Here is a 19,017-nt window from a genome sequence, read left to right as displayed (position 1 = left end):
GACGCACGGACGCCCCCGCGGTGAGGATCGCGGGGGCGTTCGCACGGCCGGCGCCGGACGGGTGTTCAGCGGCCCGCCCGGCACCGGTGGTTCACTCGACGCCGAAGAACTCCAGCTCGGCGATCGAGGCCCACGGCTGCCCGTTGTGCGAGCTCGTGGCGACGACCTTGACGAAGCCGGCCGTGGCCGGCGCGTCGAACATCACGGGCTGCGGCGCGGTGCCGGTGCCGAGCTCGCCCGTCGCGACGGGCGAACCCCAGTCGGTGCCGTCGGCGCTCACGTACACCTCGTAGCCCTTGATGCGTCCATTGGGCTCGGAGCCCGGACGCTGCTGGATCGAGATGCCGCGCAGCTCCTGCGAGCCGCCGAGGTCGACCGCCACGTGGTGCGGGTAGGCCGGCGAGTCGTTCAGCCACTCGCTGTGCCAGCAGCTGGCCGACTCGCCGTCGATCACGTTCGCGGCGTGGCCGTCCTCGCCCTCGGTCTCCTGCGAGTCGAAGTCGACGACCGTCATCGCGTCCTTCGGCAGGGGCGTGGGCGCAGCCGCACGGGTGCCCCAGACGTTGAGCTCGTTCGCGCCGGCGAAGGCCGCCCCGTTGATCGCGTTGAGGCCGACCAGCTTGACGAACCGCGCGTCACGCGCCTCGAACGACAGGTGCTGCACCTCGGCGGTCGAGGCGAACTCGCCGGTCTTCACCGGCGTGCCCCAGTTCGTGCCGTCGGCGCTGAGGTACAGCTCGTAGGCCTTGATCGAGCCGTTGCCGCGCCGCACCTGGTAGTCGAAGCCGTCGACGGCGTAGCTGTCGCCGAGGTCGAGCGCGATCCAGTGCGGGTAGGGCGTGTCGGGATTCACCTGCGACCACGCGGAGTGCCACATGGTGGCCGCGTTGCCGTCGATGGCGGCGCGGGCGCTGCCGTCGCCGGTGCCCGGCTCCGCGTCGCTCACGCCCGCGATCGCGAGTCGCGACTGCGGGATCAGCCCCGGCGGGAGCGTCGGTACCGAGACGGATGCCTCGACGGTGCGCTCTCCGCCCGCGACCGTGTAGCCGGTCGCCGCCGAGATCTCGTAGCTGCCCTGCTCGATGTCGGCCGGTGCCGACACCCGCCACGTCGTCTTCACGGTGGCGCCGGGCGCGACCGAGGCGAACTCGGCTGCGCCGACCGGCGCGACCTTCCAACCGTCGGGCGCGGCGAGCGTGGTCCCGACGTCGGTCGCGGCCTCGCCCTCGTGGTTCGTGAAGCTCGTGGTGAAGGTGTTCGCCTCACCCGGAACAAGTCCGCTCACCGGCGCCGCGAGGGTGAGGCGGGCGCAGGCGCCCGTGGTCTCGCTCTCGCCGAGGTCGACGATCCGCAGGTCGTCCAGGATCAGGTCCGACCCGGTGCCGCCCACCGCGTTGCGCCGGAGGCCGATGAACGGGTCGCCGCACGCCGGCGCGTCGAACTCGTGCACGAACTCGGTCGTCTCGTGGACGGCCCCGAACTCGGTCGAGGTGAGGTCGACGGCCTTCGAGACGCCGCCCGCGATCTGGTCGACCCCGGTGACGAAGGAGTACGCGCCCGCGACGCCGCTCTGGTAGTCGAACGAGACCCGGTAGCGGTGCCCGGCCTCGAACGGCGCGGTGTACTCGCTGGTGCGGTACACGAGCCCGCGGTTCTCCTCGTGCGCCATGAGCGAGTAGTCGCCGCCGAGCACCATGTCGAACTTCCGGCCGTTCCAGCCCTGCTGGGTGAAGGGCTCGTTGCGCTTCGCGATGTGCGTGCGCGGGTCGGTCGAGCCGCCGGCGTCGCCCTTGAAGAACGGGCCCCAGCCCTGGTCGACCTGCTCGAAGTCCTCGTCGACGAGCACGCGTTCGCCATCGCCGGCGTCGCCCGTGGCCGGGTCGTCGGTCGCGACGACGCGCACGTTGTCGATGCGCACCGGGGCGTCGCCCTCCGCCGCGGCGATCGTGAGCGTCGGCCGCGTCTCCTCGGTCACCGTGACGTAGGTCCGCAGGCGCTGCAGGGTGGTGTCGCGCCACTCATCGGCCGCCATCAGGTTGACGGCGCCCGAGCTGTCGACGCTCGTCGCGGCGTCATCGCCGGCGTCGCCGCGCACGTCGACCGAGAGGGTCGTCGCGCGCGTCTGGCCGGCCGCGATGCCGAGGTCGGCCGACACCGCGTAGGTGCCGGGCTCGAGCTCGCCGAGCCGCTGGCTGATCGACGACTCGCCCGCGCCGAGCACCGCGGCGCGGCGTCCGCGGTCGTCGCGCTCGATGCTCGCCGCACCGACGGGGTTCCACGCGGCGAGGTCCTGCCCGTTGAAGCCGGGGTCCACGACCTGCGTGCCCTGGCCGAACGAGACCTTCTTCGGCAGGGTCGACGCGCCCGTGGCCTTCTTGCCGGCGACCAGCACGTACGGCTGCCCCGCCTCGGCGTCGATCGTCACGGCGCCGTCGACGACCGGGAGGTCGGCGACCTTGGTGCGACCGGCGTCGCCCAGTGCGAACAGCTGCAGCGACGAGGCATCCGCGAAGTCAGCCGTGAGCTGCCACGTCGTCTGGCCGCCCGCCGGGCTGTAGTGATAGAGCTTGTCGGCGTCCTTGCCCGGCTTCGACGACCACGGCAGCAGGTAGGTGCCGCCGCGCAGCACCTCGGCGCCGTCGACCGTGATCGAACGGTCCGCGGCGCTCGTGCCGGTCACGCTCACGCCGTCCTCGAGGTCGATGCGGTCCGCCGTCCAGCGCGTGATCTCGTGGTGCTGCAGGAACTTGGCCGGCACGTTCGCCGTCCACACGTTCGCGAGGAACGCGTCGAAGTCGTTCTGGCCCGTCCAGCCCTCGAACTCGACGATGTGGCTCGTGCCGAGCAGCGGGTGCGGGTTCCAGACGTCGGCCTCGGTGTTGTTCACGAAGCGGAGGATCTGCGAGTTGACGCCCTTGTTGGACGAGCCGCCGTAGTTCTCGTCATTCGCCCAGTGCGACCACGTGTTGTTCTCGGCGAGCTTGTCGGCCCACTCCGAGCCGACGCGGAAGCCGTGCTTCACGAGCGAGTCCTGCAGCGACTGCGCGAGCCATCCGTGCTCGTAGTAGACGTCGATGTACGCGAAGTCGAGGTTGTCGTCGGTCGCATCGGCGAGCTCGCCGATGCGCTGGTCGAGCTCGCCCGAGGCGCGGTCGTAGCGCTGGTCGATGTAGTACGACTGGTCGAGCCAGTTCCAGCCCTTGGCGTTCTCGTTCGCGATCTCGTCGCTGAACGAGTTCGCCTCGGGGTAGATCTCGGTGGCGTTCATGTGCACGCCGAAGCTGGCGTTCCACTTCGCACCGGCCTTGACGGCGGCGTTGAGCTCGGCGAGTCCTCCGGCGCGCTCGTTGAAGTTGTCGCCGTAGTCGGTGTTCGCCGAGTCGTGCCCCTCGCTCGTGTAGCCCTTGAGCATGGCGACCTGGCCCAGTCCGTCGGTGTTGAGCGCGATGCGCTTCACGTCGTCGAGCGTGCGCAGGAACGGGTGCGTCGCCTGCGAGGCGAAGTTGAAGGGGATGTGCGTGATGACGTTCTCGGGCGTCTGCTCGCCCTTGTAGGGGGCGATGCGGATGTCGCGCATCGCGATCGCGCCGTCCTGCCAGTCGACGACGTCGTCGCCGTTGGCGTCGGGGGTGATCGCGACCTTGACCCAGGGCAGTTCCTCGGTGCCGTCCTGGCCCTGCGCGCGATAGAGCCAAGGCCCGCTCGCGATGCCGACCTCGACCCCGCCGTCGCCGGCGACGGCCTGGCGCCAGAAGTTGCCCGCGTCCTTCGAGCTCGGCCCCGACGAGGTGTCGTAGAGCGCGTTCGTCGCGAAGGCGGCGGCCAGCTCGCCCGTGTTGGCGATGATCGTGTTCGATCCCCTGGGTGCCGCGTCGACGGGCGTCGACGCGGTGACGGGCAGGAACACGTCGCCCGACGCACCGCGGTCGACCGACAGGTTCGCCGCGGCGACGGCGGCGCCGGCCTCCGCCGACGAGACCGTGACGAGCCGGTGGTCGGGGATCTGGAGGGTCTTCACGACGCCGTCGGGGTCGACGATCTTCGTCACCTCGATCGTGACGACGTTGCCCTTGACCGAGAGTCGCGCCTCGATCGAGACGCCGGCGAGCGCCGTGGGGGTGAGCACGTAGTCGACCGCGCTCCGGCCGTCGGCCTGCGAGACGACCTCGACCGGCTGCGCCGTGCCGTTGATCGTCACGGCGGCGATCGTGACGTCGTTGCCGTGCATGACGGCGCCCGAGTCGCGGTCGGCGTACGAGATCACCTGGGGGAACGCGGCGTCGGCGGTGACGGCGAGGTCGCTCGTCCGCAGGCCGAACGACGCGCCGGGCGCCGGAGCGGTGAACCCGTCCGGCGCGGCGGTTGCCGCGACGGCGGGCGTCGCCATGAGCGGGACGAGCATTCCGCTCGCGACCGCGCACGCGAGTCCGAGGCGCCAGAGGCGGCCCGGTGGGCGTGATGAAGGCATCTTCGTCTCCATTCCCGCGTCGAGTCGACGCGTCCATATCGACCCGCGCCGACGGCGCAGTTCAGTCGAAGGTCTCGATGTACTCCTGTTCGGGTCCGAGCTCGGCCTGCGGGCGCAGCTCGACGGTGCCGCCGAGGCGCTCGAGCTCGAGCACGGTGATGGTGTTCTCGCCCGCGCGCAGCAGGGGCGCGGGCACGTAATAGGTCAGCTGCGGGCCGATCTCCCAGTAGCGGCCGAGCAGGAACCCGTTCACCCAGACGAAGCCCTTGCCCGAGCCGGGGAACGCGAGGAAGGCGTCGGCCGGCTCGTCCACCTTCAGTACCGCGGTGGCCAGCCCGTCACGGCCATCACCTGTTTCAGGAGAAAGTGCGCTGGTCAGGACGGAATCCGCAGAATCGTCCTGATTCGCGGCCCATTTCCTGAAACCGTGCGATGCAGGCGCGAGCTCGTGCTCGCCCCACTCGTCGAGCGGCAGCGCCCGCGTCGACCAGCGCTGCACGAGCCGACGGTCGAGCTGCACGCCGCCGAGGATGCCCTTGCCCTCGCCGAGCAGCGGGCCGTAGTTGATGCGGCCCTGGTTCTCGACGAGGAGCTCGAGCACGACGGTCCGGCCCTCCCCCGCGATCCGCACCCCCGCGGCCGCCTGATCGGCGTCGAGCACCGCGACGCGCACGCCGTCGACGAAGACGACGGCGCGGTCGCGGAGGCCGCGCACGGTGAGCAGGGCTCCGCCGCGCGGCACGATCGGCTCGGCGCGGTAGAGCGCGAGCCCGGCGTCGAGACCGAGCTCCTCGAAGCTCGGCGGCATCGCGGTGCGCACCTCGCGGCCCGAGCGACGCACGGTCTCGAGGAGGCCGGCAATCGGCCGCAGCGGCAGGGTCGCGGCCGGCAGCACGGCGGGGGTCGGGGATGCCTCGGCCGGCACCCGCCCCGTGGCATCCACGAGCACCTCGCGGATGAGCCGGAACTTCTCGGTGATCGCGCCGTTCTCGGCGACGGGAGCGTGCGAGTCGTAACTCGTCTGCGTCGGCTGCAGGCGCACCCCGTCGTGGTTCGCGCCCGACCAGAGGCCGAAGTTCGTTCCGCCGTGCGCCATGTAGAGGCTCAGCGAACCGCCCTCGGCGAGGATGTCGGCGACGACGCCCGCCGCGCCCGCCGGAGTGCGCACGTGGTGCGGGTCGCCCCAGTGGTCGAACCAGCCGTTCCAGAGCTCGGCGCAGACGAACGGCTCGCCGTCGCGCCGCTCGCGCAGCATCGACGCCGCCTGCGCGGCGCGCGAGCCGAACGTCGCGGTCGCGAGCACGCCGGGCACGCTGCCGCCGTCCTGCATGAGCTCGGTCGGGCCGTCGGCCGTGTAGATCAGCTCGGTGATGCCGCCCGCGACGAGACGGTCGTGGAGCCAGGCGAGGTAGTCGACGTCGTCGGCGTAGCTGCCGTACTCGTTCTCGAGCTGCACGGCGACGATCGGCCCGCCGTGCCATGCCTGCAGCGGCGCGAGGCGCGGCAGCAGTTCGCCGAACCAGGCGTCGACCGCGTCGAGGTAGGCCGGATGACTCGACCGCAACCGCATCCCGGGCGTGCCCGAGAGCCAGGCGGGGAACCCGCCGTTGTCCCATTCGGCGCAGATGTACGGCCCGGGGCGCACGATGACGTCGAGGCCGAGCTCGCCGGCGAGCGCGATGAAGCCCTCGAGGTCGCGCCAGCCGCTCCAGTCGAGCTCGCCGCGGCGGCGCTCGTGGAAGTTCCAGGCCACGTAGGTGTCGACGGTGTTGAGGCCGAGCGCGACGAGGCGCTCGAGGCGGTCGCGCCACTGCGCCGGGTGCACGCGGAAGTAGTGCATCGAGCCCGAGAGGATGCGGTGGGGGCGGCCGTGCCGGAGGAACCCGCCGTCGACGACCGAGAGCGCGCTCGTGCCGACGGTGGCGCCCGCGCTCACTTGACCGCTCCCGCGGTCAGGCCGGCCCGCCAGAAGCGCTGCAGGCCGAGGAACGCGATGATGAGCGGCACGACCGAGAGCAGCGCGGCGACCACGACGGTGCCCGCCGGAACCTGCCCGTTGCTGCCCGCCCAGCCGACGAGGCCGACCGTGACCGGCTGCAGCGAGCTGTCATTCAGCACCATCAACGGCAGCAGGAAGTTGTTCCAGACCTCGACGAACTGGAACAGGAAGATCGTGACGAGGGCGGGCGACATGATCCGCACGCCGATCGAGAAGAAGATGCGGAACTCCCCCGCGCCGTCGATGCGGCCGGCCTCGATGAGCTCGTCGGGCACCGACTGGGCGGCGAACACGCGCGCGAGGTACACGCCGAACGGGCTCACCACGCTCGGCAGCAGCACCGCGAGCGGGTTGTTGAGCAGGCCCACCTGGTTGAAGAGCAGGAAGAGCGGGAGGGTGAACATCACCTTGGGGATGAGCACGGCGGCGAGGATGACCCCGAAGACGACCCCGCGGCCGCGGAACTCGTACTTCGCCAGCGCGTAGCCGGCCATCGCCGAGAGCAGCGTGCCGACGACGGCCGAGACGCCTGCGTAGAAGACGCTGTTGAGCATCCACTGCCCGAAAATGCCGTCGGACTCGGCGAAGACGAGCGCGATGTTGTCGAACAGGCCGAACCCGTCGAACCAGAGGCCGGGCTCAGAGAACTGGTGCCCCGCGGGCTTCGTCGACGCGACGACGAGCCACCAGATGGGCATGATGAAGTAGAACGCCGAGAGACCGAGCAGGGCGAAGACGCCGAGGCGGCTCGCGAGGCTCGCCTCACGGTTCGAGCGGCGGGGGCGCGAGGCATCCGGCCGGTCGTTGCGCGGGGTGCGCGTCGCCGAGGCGAGCGTGGGGGCGGTCATCGTTCGCCTCGATTCGTGAGCTTGAAGAAGGTGAACGACAGCACGCCGACCAGGAGTGCCAGCACGACCGACTGCGCGGCGGCGTACGGGTAGTTCTGGGCGGTGACCTGCGCCTGCGCCGCCATCAGCGGCGTGAAGGTGTTGCTGATCGCGCCGCCCGAGATGGTCTGCAGCACCTTCGGCTCGTTGTAGAGCTGGGCCGAGCCGATGATCGAGAACACGGCGGTGAGCACCAGTGCGGGGCGGACCATCGGGATCTTGATGCTCCACGCGATCCGGGCGGGGCCCGCGCCGTCGAGGCGGGCGGCCTCGATCGTCTCGGCCGGGATCGTCTGCAGCGAGGAGTAGATGATGAGCATGTTGTAGCCCGTCCACCCCCAGGTCACGATGTTCGCGACGGCCCACAGCACGATCTCGGGGGCGAAGAAGGGGATGCCGGTGCCGACGGCCCGCTCGAGGAAGGTGTTGATCGGGCTCGTCACGGGCGAATAGAGGAACGACCACATGACCGCGGCGATAACGCCCGGCACGGCGTAGGGCAGGAACGCGGCGAGGCGGAAGAAGCCCTTGCCGCGCGCCGACTTCGAGTCGAGCAGGAGCGCGAGCAGCAGCGCGAGTCCGAGCATGACCGGCACCTGCACGAGCCCGAAGAGCGCGACGCGGCCGAGCGAGGCGAGGAACTCGGTGTCGCCGAGGAGTCGCTCGTAGTTCGCGAGCGGGGCGAACTCGAGCGTGGGGGCCTCGAGGCCGAGGCCCGAGCGCTGCAGGGTGAACAGGCTCTGCACGAACGCGAACACGATCGGCACGAGGTACATCGCGATGAACAGCACGCCGAAGGGCAGCAGGAAGAGCAGCGGGGTGCGCCAGCGGCCGCCCGAGCGGGCGCGAGCGGTGCCGCCCGGTGCCGGGGCACCCGCGGCGGCACGGCCGATGCCGCGGCGCCCGGTGTCGGCGGCGGTGACCGCCCGAGTCGATGAGGTGTCCATGTCGTCCTGCGTCAGTGCGATGGGTGGGTCGGCCGCGTTTCGGCCGACGTGGTCGAGTGGGATGCCCCGGGGTGGGGCCGGGACGGCGACGTTCGCCGCCCCGGCCGCAGGTCCGGGAGCTACTCCGAGACGGAGAGGCCCTGCGCCTCGAGTGCGTCGAGGGTCTGCTGCTGGGTGTTCGCCAGCGCGTCGGCGAAGGTGCCCTGGCCCGACCAGGCCTTGCCCAGCCCGTCGTCGAGGAAGCCGACGGTCTCGGGCATGTTCGGACCCCAGGTCCAACCGGTCGTCACGTTCGGCGAGGCCTCGGCGAAGACGTCGAAGATGACCTGGTCGCCGAAGTAGGGGTCGGGCTCGGTGAGCGCCGGCAGGTCGAGGAGCTCGGTCGCGGCCGGGTAGAGCGCCGCCGCCTCGATGAGCCCGGTGTAGATGTCGGGATCGGTGCTCATGGCGTGCGCGAAGGCCCACGCGGCCTCGGGGTTCTCGCAGCCCTTCAGCACGGCCGTGGCCGAGCCGCCGACGTTGCCGACCTTGTCGTCGCCGGCCTCCCACTGCGGCATGGGCGCGACGGCCCACTTGCCGGCGCCGTCGGGGGCGCTGCCCTTCAGGATGCCCGCGATCCAGACCGCGCCGACGTGCGTCGCGATCGAGCCGTCGCCGAGACCGGTGTACCAGGACTGGTCCCACATGGGGGCCTGGCTGATGAGACCGGCGTCGGTGAGGCCCTGCCAGTAGTCGGCGACCTTCTGGCCCTCGGGCGAGTCGATCGAGACCTTCCAGCTGTCGCCGTCGACCGAGAACCACGGGGCCTCGGCCTGCCAGTCGAAGCCGGCGTAGTCGTAGTTGAGGTAGCTCGCCGAGAGCGACTTGCCCGCGGCCTTGAGCTTCTCGCCCGCGGCCTGGTACTCGGCCCACGTGGTCGGCACGGCGATGCCGAGCTCGTCGAAGACCGCCTTGTTGTAGAAGAGGGCCATCGGGCCCTGGTCGACGGGCGCGCCGTAGACGGCGTCGCCGATCGACACGGCCGACCAGGTCGCGGGCGTGAACTCGCCCTCGTTCTCGTTCGCGAACTCGGAGACGTCCTCGAGGGCGCCCTGCGCGGCGAAGCTCGTGAGGGTCTCGTAGCCGACCTGGGCGAGGCACGGCGCGTTGCCGGCCGTCACGGCATTGAGCATCTTGTCGTAGCCGCCCTTGGCGCCGGGCGCGACCTCTTCGTACTTCACGACCACGTCGTCCTGCGAGGCGTTGAACGCGTCGACGGCGTCGGCGTAGCCCGGGGCCCAGCCCCAGAACGTGACCTCGCTGGGGCCCGACGAGGCGGGCTCGGCGGCTCCGGAGCATCCGGCGAGCGCCAGGCCGAGGCCCAACGCGCCGGTGATGCCTACCGTGCGCATGACTGTCTTCTTCACTGCTGCCTCTCCTTTGAATGAGCTCGGAATGCGTCGTGCAACGATCCAGGCCGCCACGGTCTCGGGGGACGGTTCCGCAGGGGCGTGCTCCGATGGTGCCACAATTTGTTATCGATAACAAGCCTGAGTTCGATGGTCAGGGGTACTGCTTTATCTTCGCTGATCGCGGTAGCATGTTTCCGCTACCACCGTTGGAGGGCCACCCAGATGACCAACACCAGGCGGCTCGACGCGAGCGGCCGCACGCGTTCGCCGAGCATGGCGGACGTCGCGAACCACGCCGGCGTCTCGGCGCAGACCGTCTCCCGCGTGCTCAGCGGCCACCCCAACGTGCAGGCCGCGACCCGTGAGCGCGTGCTGAGCTCGGTCGACGCGCTGGGCTACCGCATGAACAGCGCAGCGCGCGCGCTGTCGTCGGGCCGCACGCGCACCATCGGCGTCGTGGTGCTGCCCACGGTCGACTACTCCGGCTCCGCCGTCACGCACGGCGTCGAGACCGCCGCACGTCGCGCGGGCTACGCCGTCAACATCTCGACCGCGAGCTCGCTCGACCCCGCCGCCATCGCGTCCGCGATGAGCCGGCTCGACGAGCAGTCGGTCGAGGGAATCGTGCTCGTCGTGCCCGTCCCGACCGGCACCGACGCCGTCGAGGCGATCGCCCGGCGCATCCCGACCGTCACCATCGACGGCTCCCGCACGCTCTCGAGCGAAGTCGTCGCGATCGACCAGTTCGAGGTGGGCCGCCTCGCCACCGAGCACCTGCTCGAGCTCGGCCACCCCACCGTCTGGCACGTCGCCGGCCCCGACGAGTGGCTCGACTCGACCGGTCGCTCAGCGGGCTGGCGCGCCGCGCTCGAGGCGGCGGGCCGAGAGGTGCCGCCGCTGCTCCACGGCGACTGGTCGCCCGAGTCGGGCTACCAGGCCGGCCTGCTGCTCGGCCGCATCCCCGAGGCGTCCGCCGTGTTCGTCGCGAGCGACGAGATGGCCTTCGGCGCGATCCGCGCACTCCACGAGCTCGGTCGGCGCGTGCCCGAGGACGTCTCGGTCGTCGGGGTCGACGACATCGCCCTGGCGGCGTACTGCAGCCCGGCCCTCACGACGGTCGCACAGCCGTTCGGCGTGATCGCAGCCCTCGCGGTCGAGCACCTGCTGCGGCGCATCGACGATCCGAGCGCCCCGCCCACCTCGACCGACGTCGACGCCGCGCTCGTCATCCGAGCGAGCACCGCACCGTTCGCCGGCTGAGCCGGGGCGGTCCCACCGCGCACGTCCGGGCGCCCCGCGCCGCCAGCCGCTAGCGTCGGAGCATGACCGACGAACTCGCCAGCGAAGCCGACGCCGTCGACGCCAGGCGCGCGCCCGCCATGGCGCTCCCCTTCGACGCCGACTCGCTCACCTCCCCGCTCCGCACCGAGCGGATGACGCTGCGCCCGATCGAACCCGACGACAGCGACGACATCTGGGAGTACCAGCGCCTGCCCGAGGTGCTGCGCTACATCCCGTGGCCGCCCCGCAGTCGCGAGGAGGCGCACGTCCACACGCTGAAGCGCGCCGGGATGCGCCGGCTGGCCGAGACCGGCGACGCGTTCCACTTCGCCATGGCGCTGCGCGGCGAGCGCTCGACGGCCCCCGTCGTCGACGACCGCCATCGCGATCGCGTCGTCGGCGACGTCATGCTCCGCCTCTCGAGCACCCAGCACGCGCAGCTCGAGCTCGGCTGGGTGCTCCATCCGGCCTTCCAGGGCCGCGGGCTCGCCGTGGAGGCGGTGCGCGAGGCCGTGCGTTTCGCGTTCGAGGTCGTCGCACCGCATCGGCTGGAGGCGCACGTCGACGTGCGCAACGTCGCGTCCGCCGCGCTCTGCCGTCGGCTCGGGATGCGTCTCGAGGGCACCCTGATCGAGGACGTCTGGTACGACGGCTGGCAGGACAGCGAGATCTACGGCCTGCTCCGCAGCGAATGGGAGGCGGGGCGCGCGACGTCCGCCTGAGTTATCCACAGGCTTCTCCACACCTGTTCGAACTCGCATTCGAATGTAACCGGACATGGCGAGGTCACGGCGCGAGTCCCTCGAGCGCCGCCCGGTCCGTGACCGGCAACGCGCACACGAACTCGCGGCAGCGGTACGCCGCCGTGCGCCCGTCGATCAGCCGGCGGCCCGCGAGGAGGTCGAAGCCGGCGTCGGCGAATGCCGCCGCCTCGCGTTCGGTGACGATCACGACGAGGGATGCCTCCGCCGCCCCCGCCGCACGGATGAGCTCCTCGTCGCCGCGCGGGCGGCCCGGCCCGTCGCGCTCGGGCACCACGACGACCAGCTGCACCACGGGTGCCGCGAACCGCGTCATGAGCTCGAGCGCGGCGCCGAAGGCGATCGGCCGCTCGAGTGCGGCACCCGCGAGCTGTCGCATCGCCCGCTCGGCCGCCTCGCGATAGCGGTCGCCGGCGCCGAGCAGCCAGAGCCGCCAGGCCGCCGTCGCGCACGCGGTGATCCCCGAGGGCGCCACCCCCTCTGCGGGATCGGTGGGCAGGGCGAGCCCGCGCTCCGCGAGCACCGGGTCGGCTCCGCCGGGCACCGCGAACACGGCCGAGGGTTCGGCCGTCGTGACGTCGTCGTCCGTGGTGTCCGGCGCGGCATCGAGCGCCGCGTCGATGAGCGTTCGCGCGACCGCCGCGTGTTCGACCTCACCGGTCGCGAGCGCCAGTTCGATCAGCCCGCCGGCGAGCATCCCGACGTCCTCGAGGGCCGCGTGCGCCGACGAGACGACGCCGTCGCGGGAGGCCCTCCGCACGACGCCGTCGGGCGAGAGGTGTTCGGCGAGGAGGTAGTCGGCGGAGCGGCGGGCCGCGACGAGCGCGCCGGGTGCGTCGAGCACCGAAGCCGCCCGGGCCAGGGCGCCGATCGCGAGTCCGTTCCACCCGGTGAGCACCTTCTCGTCGAGCGCCGGGGGCTCGAGCGTCCGCCGTCGCTCGGCGTCGGCCGTGGCGTAGCCGCCTTCGGTGCGAACGCCGTCGACCAGGCTCTCGGAGTCCTGCGCCGAGGCGAATCCGCCCTCCGGAAGCTGCAGTGTCGTGGTGAGGTAGTCGACGATCCCCCGACCGACCGCGGTGACGGCGACGGGGTCCGCGTCGGCGTCGGCGCCTCGCGCGAGCTCGACCGAGACGTCGAGCAGCAGGGCGTTGTCGGTGAGCATCCGCTCGTAGTGCGGCTCGCTCCAGTCGCTCCGTGTGGCATACCGGAAGAAGCCGCCGTCGATGTCGTCCCGCAGCGGCGACCCCGCCATGGCGAGCAGCGTGCGGCGGGCGAGCTCACGCCCGTTGCCGGCGTTCCGCGCCAGGAAGCCGAGCACCGGAGCGATCGGGAACTTCGGCGCGCCGCCGAAGCCCCCGTGCACGCGGTCCTCGTCGGCTGAGAGCTCGGCCACCGCGGCGCCGAGCTCCTGCTCGCCCGGCAGCGCGCCGGCCGTCGGCGCCAGCGAGGCTGCGGCCAGGGCGGTCGCGACCGCTGCGGCCGTCTCCTCGAGCTGGCCCCGGCGCTCGCGCCACGCCTCGCCGACGGCACCCAGCACCTGTCGGAACGACGGCATTCCACGCTGCGGATGTGGTGGGAAGTAGGTGCCGGCGTAGAACGCGCGGCCGTCGGGCGTCGCGAAGACCGTCAGCGGCCACCCGAGCTCGCGCGTGAACGCGGAGGCCGCGGCGAGGTAGCTCGCGTCGACGTCGGGATGCTCCTCGCGATCGACCTTGACCGCGACGAAGTGCGCGTTGAGCTCGTGCGCCGTCAACGCATCGCCGAAGCTCTCCCTGGCCATCACGTGGCACCAGTGGCAGGTGGCGTAGCCGATCGAGATGAGCAGCGGCACATCCCTCCGGCGAGCCTCCGCGAAGGCGTCGTCTCCCCACGGGAACCAGTCGACAGGGTTCCCCGCGTGAGCCCGCAGGTAGGGGCTCACGGCATCGGCGAGTCGAGCACCCATGTCTTCAGGGTACGTGGTCACGCAGAAAAGCCGCCCAGCTGGCCCATGACGGGTGCTGTGCGGCTCTGGTGGTGTGGTTGTTGAAGTCGAAGAGCCGCCCATGACGGATGCTGCGCGGCTCTGGTGGTGTGGTTGTTGAAGTCGAAGAGCCGCCCATGACGGGTGCTGTGCGGCTCGGGTGTTCGTGGTTGTTAAAGTCGAAGAGCCGCCCACGTGGTGGGCGGCTCTTCGTAATGTTTGTCCGGCGGTGTCCTACTCTCCCACAGGGTCCCCCCTGCAGTACCATCGGCGCTGCGAGTCTTAGCTTCCGGGTTCGGAATGTGTCCGGGCGTTTCCCTCGCGCTATGGCCGCCGAAACTCTAGGACCAACTGGGCCGCACGTGGTGTGCGGGGTTGGTGGTTTCGGTGGACCCCTCACCGTGGTGGGGGTCGTATTGAATTACGTGTGTTTCCGTCTGAAGGGAACCACAGAGTGGACGCGAGACATCTCAGGCCACGCACACGGCCTTTACTTGAATGAGTTCAAATCGTGTGAGTGTAATGATTATCAAGTTATCGGCTTATTAGTACCGGTCAGCTCCGACAGTCGTTAGTCCTGTCTTCCACATCCGGCCTATCAACCCAGTCGTCTGGCTGGGAGCCTCTCCCCCGAAGGGATGGAAATCTCATCTTGAGGCCGGCTTCCCGCTTAGATGCTTTCAGCGGTTATCCATTCCGAACGTAGCTAACCAGCGGTGCTCCTGGCGGAACAACTGGCACACCAGAGGTTCGTCCAACCCGGTCCTCTCGTACTAGGGTCAGATCCTCTCAAATTTCCTGCGCGCGCAGAGGATAGGGACCGAACTGTCTCACGACGTTCTAAACCCAGCTCGCGTACCGCTTTAATGGGCGAACAGCCCAACCCTTGGGACCTACTCCAGCCCCAGGATGCGACGAGCCGACATCGAGGTGCCAAACCATGCCGTCGATATGGACTCTTGGGCAAGATCAGCCTGTTATCCCCGAGGTACCTTTTATCCGTTGAGCGACAGCGCTTCCACAAGCCACTGCCGGATCACTAGTCCCGACTTTCGTCCCTGCTCGACCTGTCAGTCTCACAGTCAAGCTCCCTTGTGCACTTACACTCGCCACCTGATTGCCAACCAGGTTGAGGGAACCTTTGGGCGCCTCCGTTACTTTTTGGGAGGCAACCGCCCCAGTTAAACTACCCACCAGGCACTGTCCCTGAACCGGATCACGGTTCGAAGTTAGATATCCAGAGTGACCAGAGTGGTATTTCAACAATGACTCCACCGACACTAGCGTGCCAGCTTCACAGTCTCCCACCTATCCTACACAAGCCACACCGAACACCAATACCAAGCTGTAGTAAAGGTCACGGGGTCTTTCCGTCCTTCTGCGCGTAACGAGCATCTTTACTCGTAATGCAATTTCGCCGAGTTCGCGGTTGAGACAGCTGGGAAGTCGTTACGCCATTCGTGCAGGTCGGAACTTACCCGACAAGGAATTTCGCTACCTTAGGATGGTTATAGTTACCACCGCCGTTTACTGGGGCTTAAATTCTCAGCTTCGCCTTGCGGCTAACCGGTCCTCTTAACCTTCCAGCACCGGGCAGGCGTCAGTCCGTATACATCGTCTTGCGACTTGGCACGGACCTGTGTTTTTAGTAAACAGTCGCTTCCCACTGGTCTCTGCGGCCTTCAAACGCTTTCGGAGCAAGTCCTAATACGCCTCAGGCCCCCCTTCTCCCGAAGTTACGGGGGCATTTTGCCGAGTTCCTTAACCACGATTCTCTCGATCTCCTTAGTATTCTCTACCTGACCACCTGAGTCGGTTTGGGGTACGGGCGGCTGGAACCTCGCGTCGATGCTTTTCTCGGCAGCATAGGATCACCCACTTTTCATCCGCATCGCGTCTCAGCCTTGATGAGCGACGGATTTGCCTATCGCTCGGCCTACACGCTTGCCCCGGGTCAACCATCGCCCGGGCTGGGCTACCTTCCTGCGTCACACCTGTTAATACGCTCACTCCACCAGATGGGGTCGCATGCCGCCACGCGATCGTCCCCGAAGGGATCCACGCGTCTTGGGATGCTTAGCACTCCTGATTTCATGTGGGCGGTTCTTCGCCGGTACGGGAATATCAACCCGTTGTCCATCGACTACGCCTGTCGGCCTCGCCTTAGGTCCCGACTTACCCAGGGCAGATTAGCTTGACCCTGGAACCCTTGGTCTTCCGGAGGACGGGTTTCTCACCCGTCTTTCGCTACTCATGCCTGCATTCTCACTCGTGTGCCGTCCACGGCTGGTTTCCACCGCCGCTTCACCCGGCACACGACGCTCTCCTACCCATCAACACGGCTGGACCACGAAGGCCTACCACAAATGTCAATGCCACAACTTCGGTGGCGTGCTTGAGCCCCGTTACATTGTCGGCGCGGAATCACTTGACCAGTGAGCTATTACGCACTCTTTCAAGGGTGGCTGCTTCTAAGCCAACCTCCTGGTTGTCTGTGCAACTCCACATCCTTTCCCACTTAGCACGCGCTTAGGGACCTTAGTTGGTGGTCTGGGTTGTTTCCCTCTCGACGATGAAGCTTATCCCCCACCGTCTCACTGCTGCGCTCTCACTTACCGGCATTCGGAGTTTGGCTGACGTCAGTAACCTGTTGAGGCCCATCGGCCATCCAGTAGCTCTACCTCCGGCAAGAAACACGCAACGCTGCACCTAAATGCATTTCGGAGAGAACCAGCTATCACGAAGTTTGATTGGCCTTTCACCCCTATCCACAGCTCATCCCCTCCATTTTCAACTGAAGTGGGTTCGGTCCTCCACGACGTCTTACCGTCGCTTCAACCTGGCCATGGATAGATCACTTCGCTTCGGGTCTAGGACCTGCGACTGAATCGCCCTATTCAGACTCGCTTTCGCTACGGCTGCCCCACACGGGTTAACCTCGCCACAGATCACTAACTCGCAGGCTCATTCTTCAAAAGGCACGCTGTCACCCCAACAAGGAGGCTCCAACGGTTTGTAAGCAAACGGTTTCAGGTACTATTTCACTCCCCTCCCGGGGTACTTTTCACCTTTCCCTCACGGTACTTGTCCGCTATCGGTCATCTGGGAGTATTTAGGCTTATCAGGTGGTCCTGACAGATTCACGCGGGATTTCTCGGGCCCCGCGCTACTTGGGATACCTCTCCGGCCGGCCAGGCATTTCGACTACGGGACTCACACCCACTCCGGTCCGCCTTTCAATGCGGTTCGTCTATACCTGACGCGTCACCGTGACTGCACGGCAGTACAGTCCGAAAGGTCCCACAACCCCGATCATGCAACCCCTGCCGGGTATCACACATGACCGGTTTAGCCTCTTCCGCTTTCGCTCGCCACTACTCACGGAATCACGGTTGTTTTCTCTTCCTGTGGGTACTGAGATGTTTCACTTCCCCACGTTCCCTCTACCCGCCCTATATATTCAGGCGGGAGTCACCAGGTCACCCTAAGGGCCTGGCGGGGTTTCCCCATTCGGAAATCCTCGGATCACAGCTCGTTTATCAGCTCCCCGAGGCTTATCGCAGATTACGACGTCCTTCTTCGGCTCCAGATGCCAAGGCATCCACCGTTTGCTCTTAGAAACTTGAAATCACATGAGTTTGAATCGATCGCGCACCCGAAAGTGCGAGATTGACCAATGATTAGTCAGACACAGCCCCGAAGGACCATGTCATCGAAATCTTTGTGAAACAGCCCCAAAGGGCTGCTTCTAAGATGCTCGCGTCCACTATGTAGTTCTCAACAGACGGCCAGAACCCCCACACCCACCGAATCAGAACCATCGGCTTCGTGAAGGTCTGAAGAGACCATCACCCCAGGCCGAAGCCCAGGAGTTGTCCGGCCCCTCAGGACCCAACAGCGTGCACGTGCCCGACCGGCCGGCCCCCACCGTTCCAACCACCGAAGTGGCGTACTAGGTCTGAACCATTCAGACGAGCACCTATGTCAATGTTCCACCCATGAGCAACCAGCAGACACGTTCGGTCTGATCTGGCGCACTGCGAAAACCCGAAGGCTTCCGAGTTGCTCCTTAGAAAGGAGGTGATCCAGCCGCACCTTCCGGTACGGCTACCTTGTTACGACTTAGTCCTAATCACCGATCCCACCTTCGACGGCTCCCTCCACAAGGGTTAGGCCACCGGCTTCGGGTGTTACCGACTTTCATGACTTGACGGGCGGTGTGTACAAGGCCCGGGAACGTATTCACCGCAGCGTTGCTGATCTGCGATTACTAGCGACTCCGACTTCATGAGGTCGAGTTGCAGACCTCAATCCGAACTGAGACCGGCTTTTTGGGATTCGCTCCGCCTTACGACATCGCAGCCCTTTGTACCGGCCATTGTAGCATGCGTGAAGCCCAAGACATAAGGGGCATGATGATTTGACGTCATCCCCACCTTCCTCCGAGTTGACCCCGGCAGTCTCACATGAGTTCCCACCATTACGTGCTGGCAACATGCGACGAGGGTTGCGCTCGTTGCGGGACTTAACCCAACATCTCACGACACGAGCTGACGACAACCATGCACCACCTGTTCACGAGTGTCCAAAGAGTTGACCATTTCTGGCCCGTTCTCGTGTATGTCAAGCCTTGGTAAGGTTCTTCGCGTTGCATCGAATTAATCCGCATGCTCCGCCGCTTGTGCGGGCCCCCGTCAATTCCTTTGAGTTTTAGCCTTGCGGCCGTACTCCCCAGGCGGGGCGCTTAATGCGTTAGCTACGACACGGAAACCGTGGAAAGGTCCCCACATCTAGCGCCCAACGTTTACGGCGTGGACTACCAGGGTATCTAATCCTGTTCGCTCCCCACGCTTTCGCTCCTCAGCGTCAGTTACGGCCCAGAGAACTGCCTTCGCCATCGGTGTTCCTCCTGATATCTGCGCATTCCACCGCTACACCAGGAATTCCATTCTCCCCTACCGCACTCAAGTCTGCCCGTACCCACTGCAGGCTAGAGGTTGAGCCTCTAGTTTTCACAGCAGACGCGACAAACCGCCTACGAGCTCTTTACGCCCAATAATTCCGGACAACGCTCGGACCCTACGTATTACCGCGGCTGCTGGCACGTAGTTAGCCGGTCCTTTTTCTGCAAGTACCGTCAAGGCCGAAGCCCCTTCTTCCTTACTAAAAGCGGTTTACAACCCGAAGGCCGTCATCCCGCACGCGGCGTTGCTGCATCAGGCTTGCGCCCATTGTGCAATATTCCCCACTGCTGCCTCCCGTAGGAGTCTGGGCCGTGTCTCAGTCCCAGTGTGGCCGGTCACCCTCTCAGGCCGGCTAC

At 67.4% G+C, this 19,017-nt stretch carries 8 protein-coding genes and 3 rRNA genes; 2 read left to right on the top strand and 9 right to left on the bottom strand.

What is annotated here, in order from left to right:
• Positions 1-91: 91 nt before the first annotated feature.
• From ACFVTH_RS07885 to ACFVTH_RS07865, 5 genes are all read right to left on the bottom strand, one after another.
• Complete coding sequence (locus ACFVTH_RS07885) at positions 92-4,468, bottom strand: endo-alpha-N-acetylgalactosaminidase family protein (protein WP_387088825.1); 4,377 nt, start codon at positions 4,466-4,468, stop codon at positions 92-94.
• Between the two features lie 61 nt (positions 4,469-4,529).
• Entirely contained in the window at positions 4,530-6,404 is a 1,875-nt protein-coding gene (locus ACFVTH_RS07880; protein ID WP_387088822.1) for a glycoside hydrolase family 35 protein, read from the bottom strand.
• Positions 6,401-7,315: a carbohydrate ABC transporter permease gene (locus ACFVTH_RS07875; RefSeq protein ID WP_386939277.1), complete on the bottom strand. Its 915-nt coding sequence runs from the start codon at positions 7,313-7,315 to the stop codon at positions 6,401-6,403. The genes ACFVTH_RS07880 and ACFVTH_RS07875 overlap by 4 nt, the downstream gene beginning before the upstream one ends.
• Positions 7,312-8,301 carry a carbohydrate ABC transporter permease gene (locus tag ACFVTH_RS07870; protein WP_387088819.1) on the bottom strand — a complete coding sequence of 330 codons (990 nt, stop codon included), beginning with the start codon at positions 8,299-8,301 and terminating at the stop codon, positions 7,312-7,314. The genes ACFVTH_RS07875 and ACFVTH_RS07870 overlap by 4 nt, the downstream gene beginning before the upstream one ends.
• A 119-nt stretch (positions 8,302-8,420) precedes the next feature.
• Positions 8,421-9,707, bottom strand: a complete 1,287-nt coding sequence (locus ACFVTH_RS07865; protein WP_387088816.1) for an ABC transporter substrate-binding protein — start codon at positions 9,705-9,707, stop codon at positions 8,421-8,423.
• A 207-nt stretch (positions 9,708-9,914) separates the two neighbouring features.
• Between ACFVTH_RS07865 and ACFVTH_RS07860 the strand changes: the two genes are divergently transcribed.
• Both ACFVTH_RS07860 and ACFVTH_RS07855 read left to right on the top strand, forming a co-directional pair.
• The gene (locus ACFVTH_RS07860; RefSeq protein WP_386939282.1) at positions 9,915-10,952 is read left to right on the top strand and encodes a LacI family DNA-binding transcriptional regulator; all 1,038 of its coding nucleotides are present in this window, start codon (positions 9,915-9,917) and stop codon (positions 10,950-10,952) included.
• A 62-nt stretch (positions 10,953-11,014) separates the two neighbouring features.
• Positions 11,015-11,695, top strand: a complete 681-nt coding sequence (locus ACFVTH_RS07855; protein WP_387088813.1) for a GNAT family N-acetyltransferase — start codon at positions 11,015-11,017, stop codon at positions 11,693-11,695.
• Between the two features lie 64 nt (positions 11,696-11,759).
• On the opposite strand, the gene ACFVTH_RS07850 is transcribed toward ACFVTH_RS07855, so the two are convergent.
• The 4 genes from ACFVTH_RS07850 to ACFVTH_RS07835 form a co-directional block, all read right to left on the bottom strand.
• The gene (locus ACFVTH_RS07850; protein WP_387088810.1) at positions 11,760-13,679 is read right to left on the bottom strand and encodes a thioredoxin domain-containing protein; all 1,920 of its coding nucleotides are present in this window, start codon (positions 13,677-13,679) and stop codon (positions 11,760-11,762) included.
• A 239-nt stretch (positions 13,680-13,918) separates the two neighbouring features.
• Positions 13,919-14,035: ribosomal RNA gene (gene rrf, locus ACFVTH_RS07845) — 5S ribosomal RNA — on the bottom strand.
• A 187-nt stretch (positions 14,036-14,222) separates the two neighbouring features.
• Positions 14,223-17,325, bottom strand: a 23S ribosomal RNA gene (locus tag ACFVTH_RS07840).
• 445 nt (positions 17,326-17,770) lie between these two features.
• A 16S ribosomal RNA gene (locus ACFVTH_RS07835) occupies positions 17,771-19,017 on the bottom strand; the annotation flags it as partial.

The organism is Agromyces sp. NPDC058104 (assembly GCF_042884835.1).
Lineage (GTDB): Bacteria > Actinomycetota > Actinomycetes > Actinomycetales > Microbacteriaceae > Agromyces.
Note: the sequence above shows the minus strand (reverse complement) of the source record. Positions and strands in the feature narration are given on the sequence as shown.

Excerpts from the sequence above, each read along its gene's own strand:
- ACFVTH_RS07885 (WP_387088825.1), bottom strand. The coding sequence starts at position 4,468 with ATGCCTTCATCACGCCCACCGGGCCGCCTCTGGCGCCTCGGACTCGCG.
- ACFVTH_RS07855 (WP_387088813.1), top strand. The coding sequence starts at position 11,015 with ATGACCGACGAACTCGCCAGCGAAGCCGACGCCGTCGACGCCAGGCGC.
- ACFVTH_RS07875 (WP_386939277.1), bottom strand. The coding sequence starts at position 7,315 with ATGACCGCCCCCACGCTCGCCTCGGCGACGCGCACCCCGCGCAACGAC.
- ACFVTH_RS07850 (WP_387088810.1), bottom strand. The coding sequence starts at position 13,679 with ATGGGTGCTCGACTCGCCGATGCCGTGAGCCCCTACCTGCGGGCTCAC.
- ACFVTH_RS07860 (WP_386939282.1), top strand. The coding sequence starts at position 9,915 with ATGACCAACACCAGGCGGCTCGACGCGAGCGGCCGCACGCGTTCGCCG.
- ACFVTH_RS07870 (WP_387088819.1), bottom strand. The coding sequence starts at position 8,301 with ATGGACACCTCATCGACTCGGGCGGTCACCGCCGCCGACACCGGGCGC.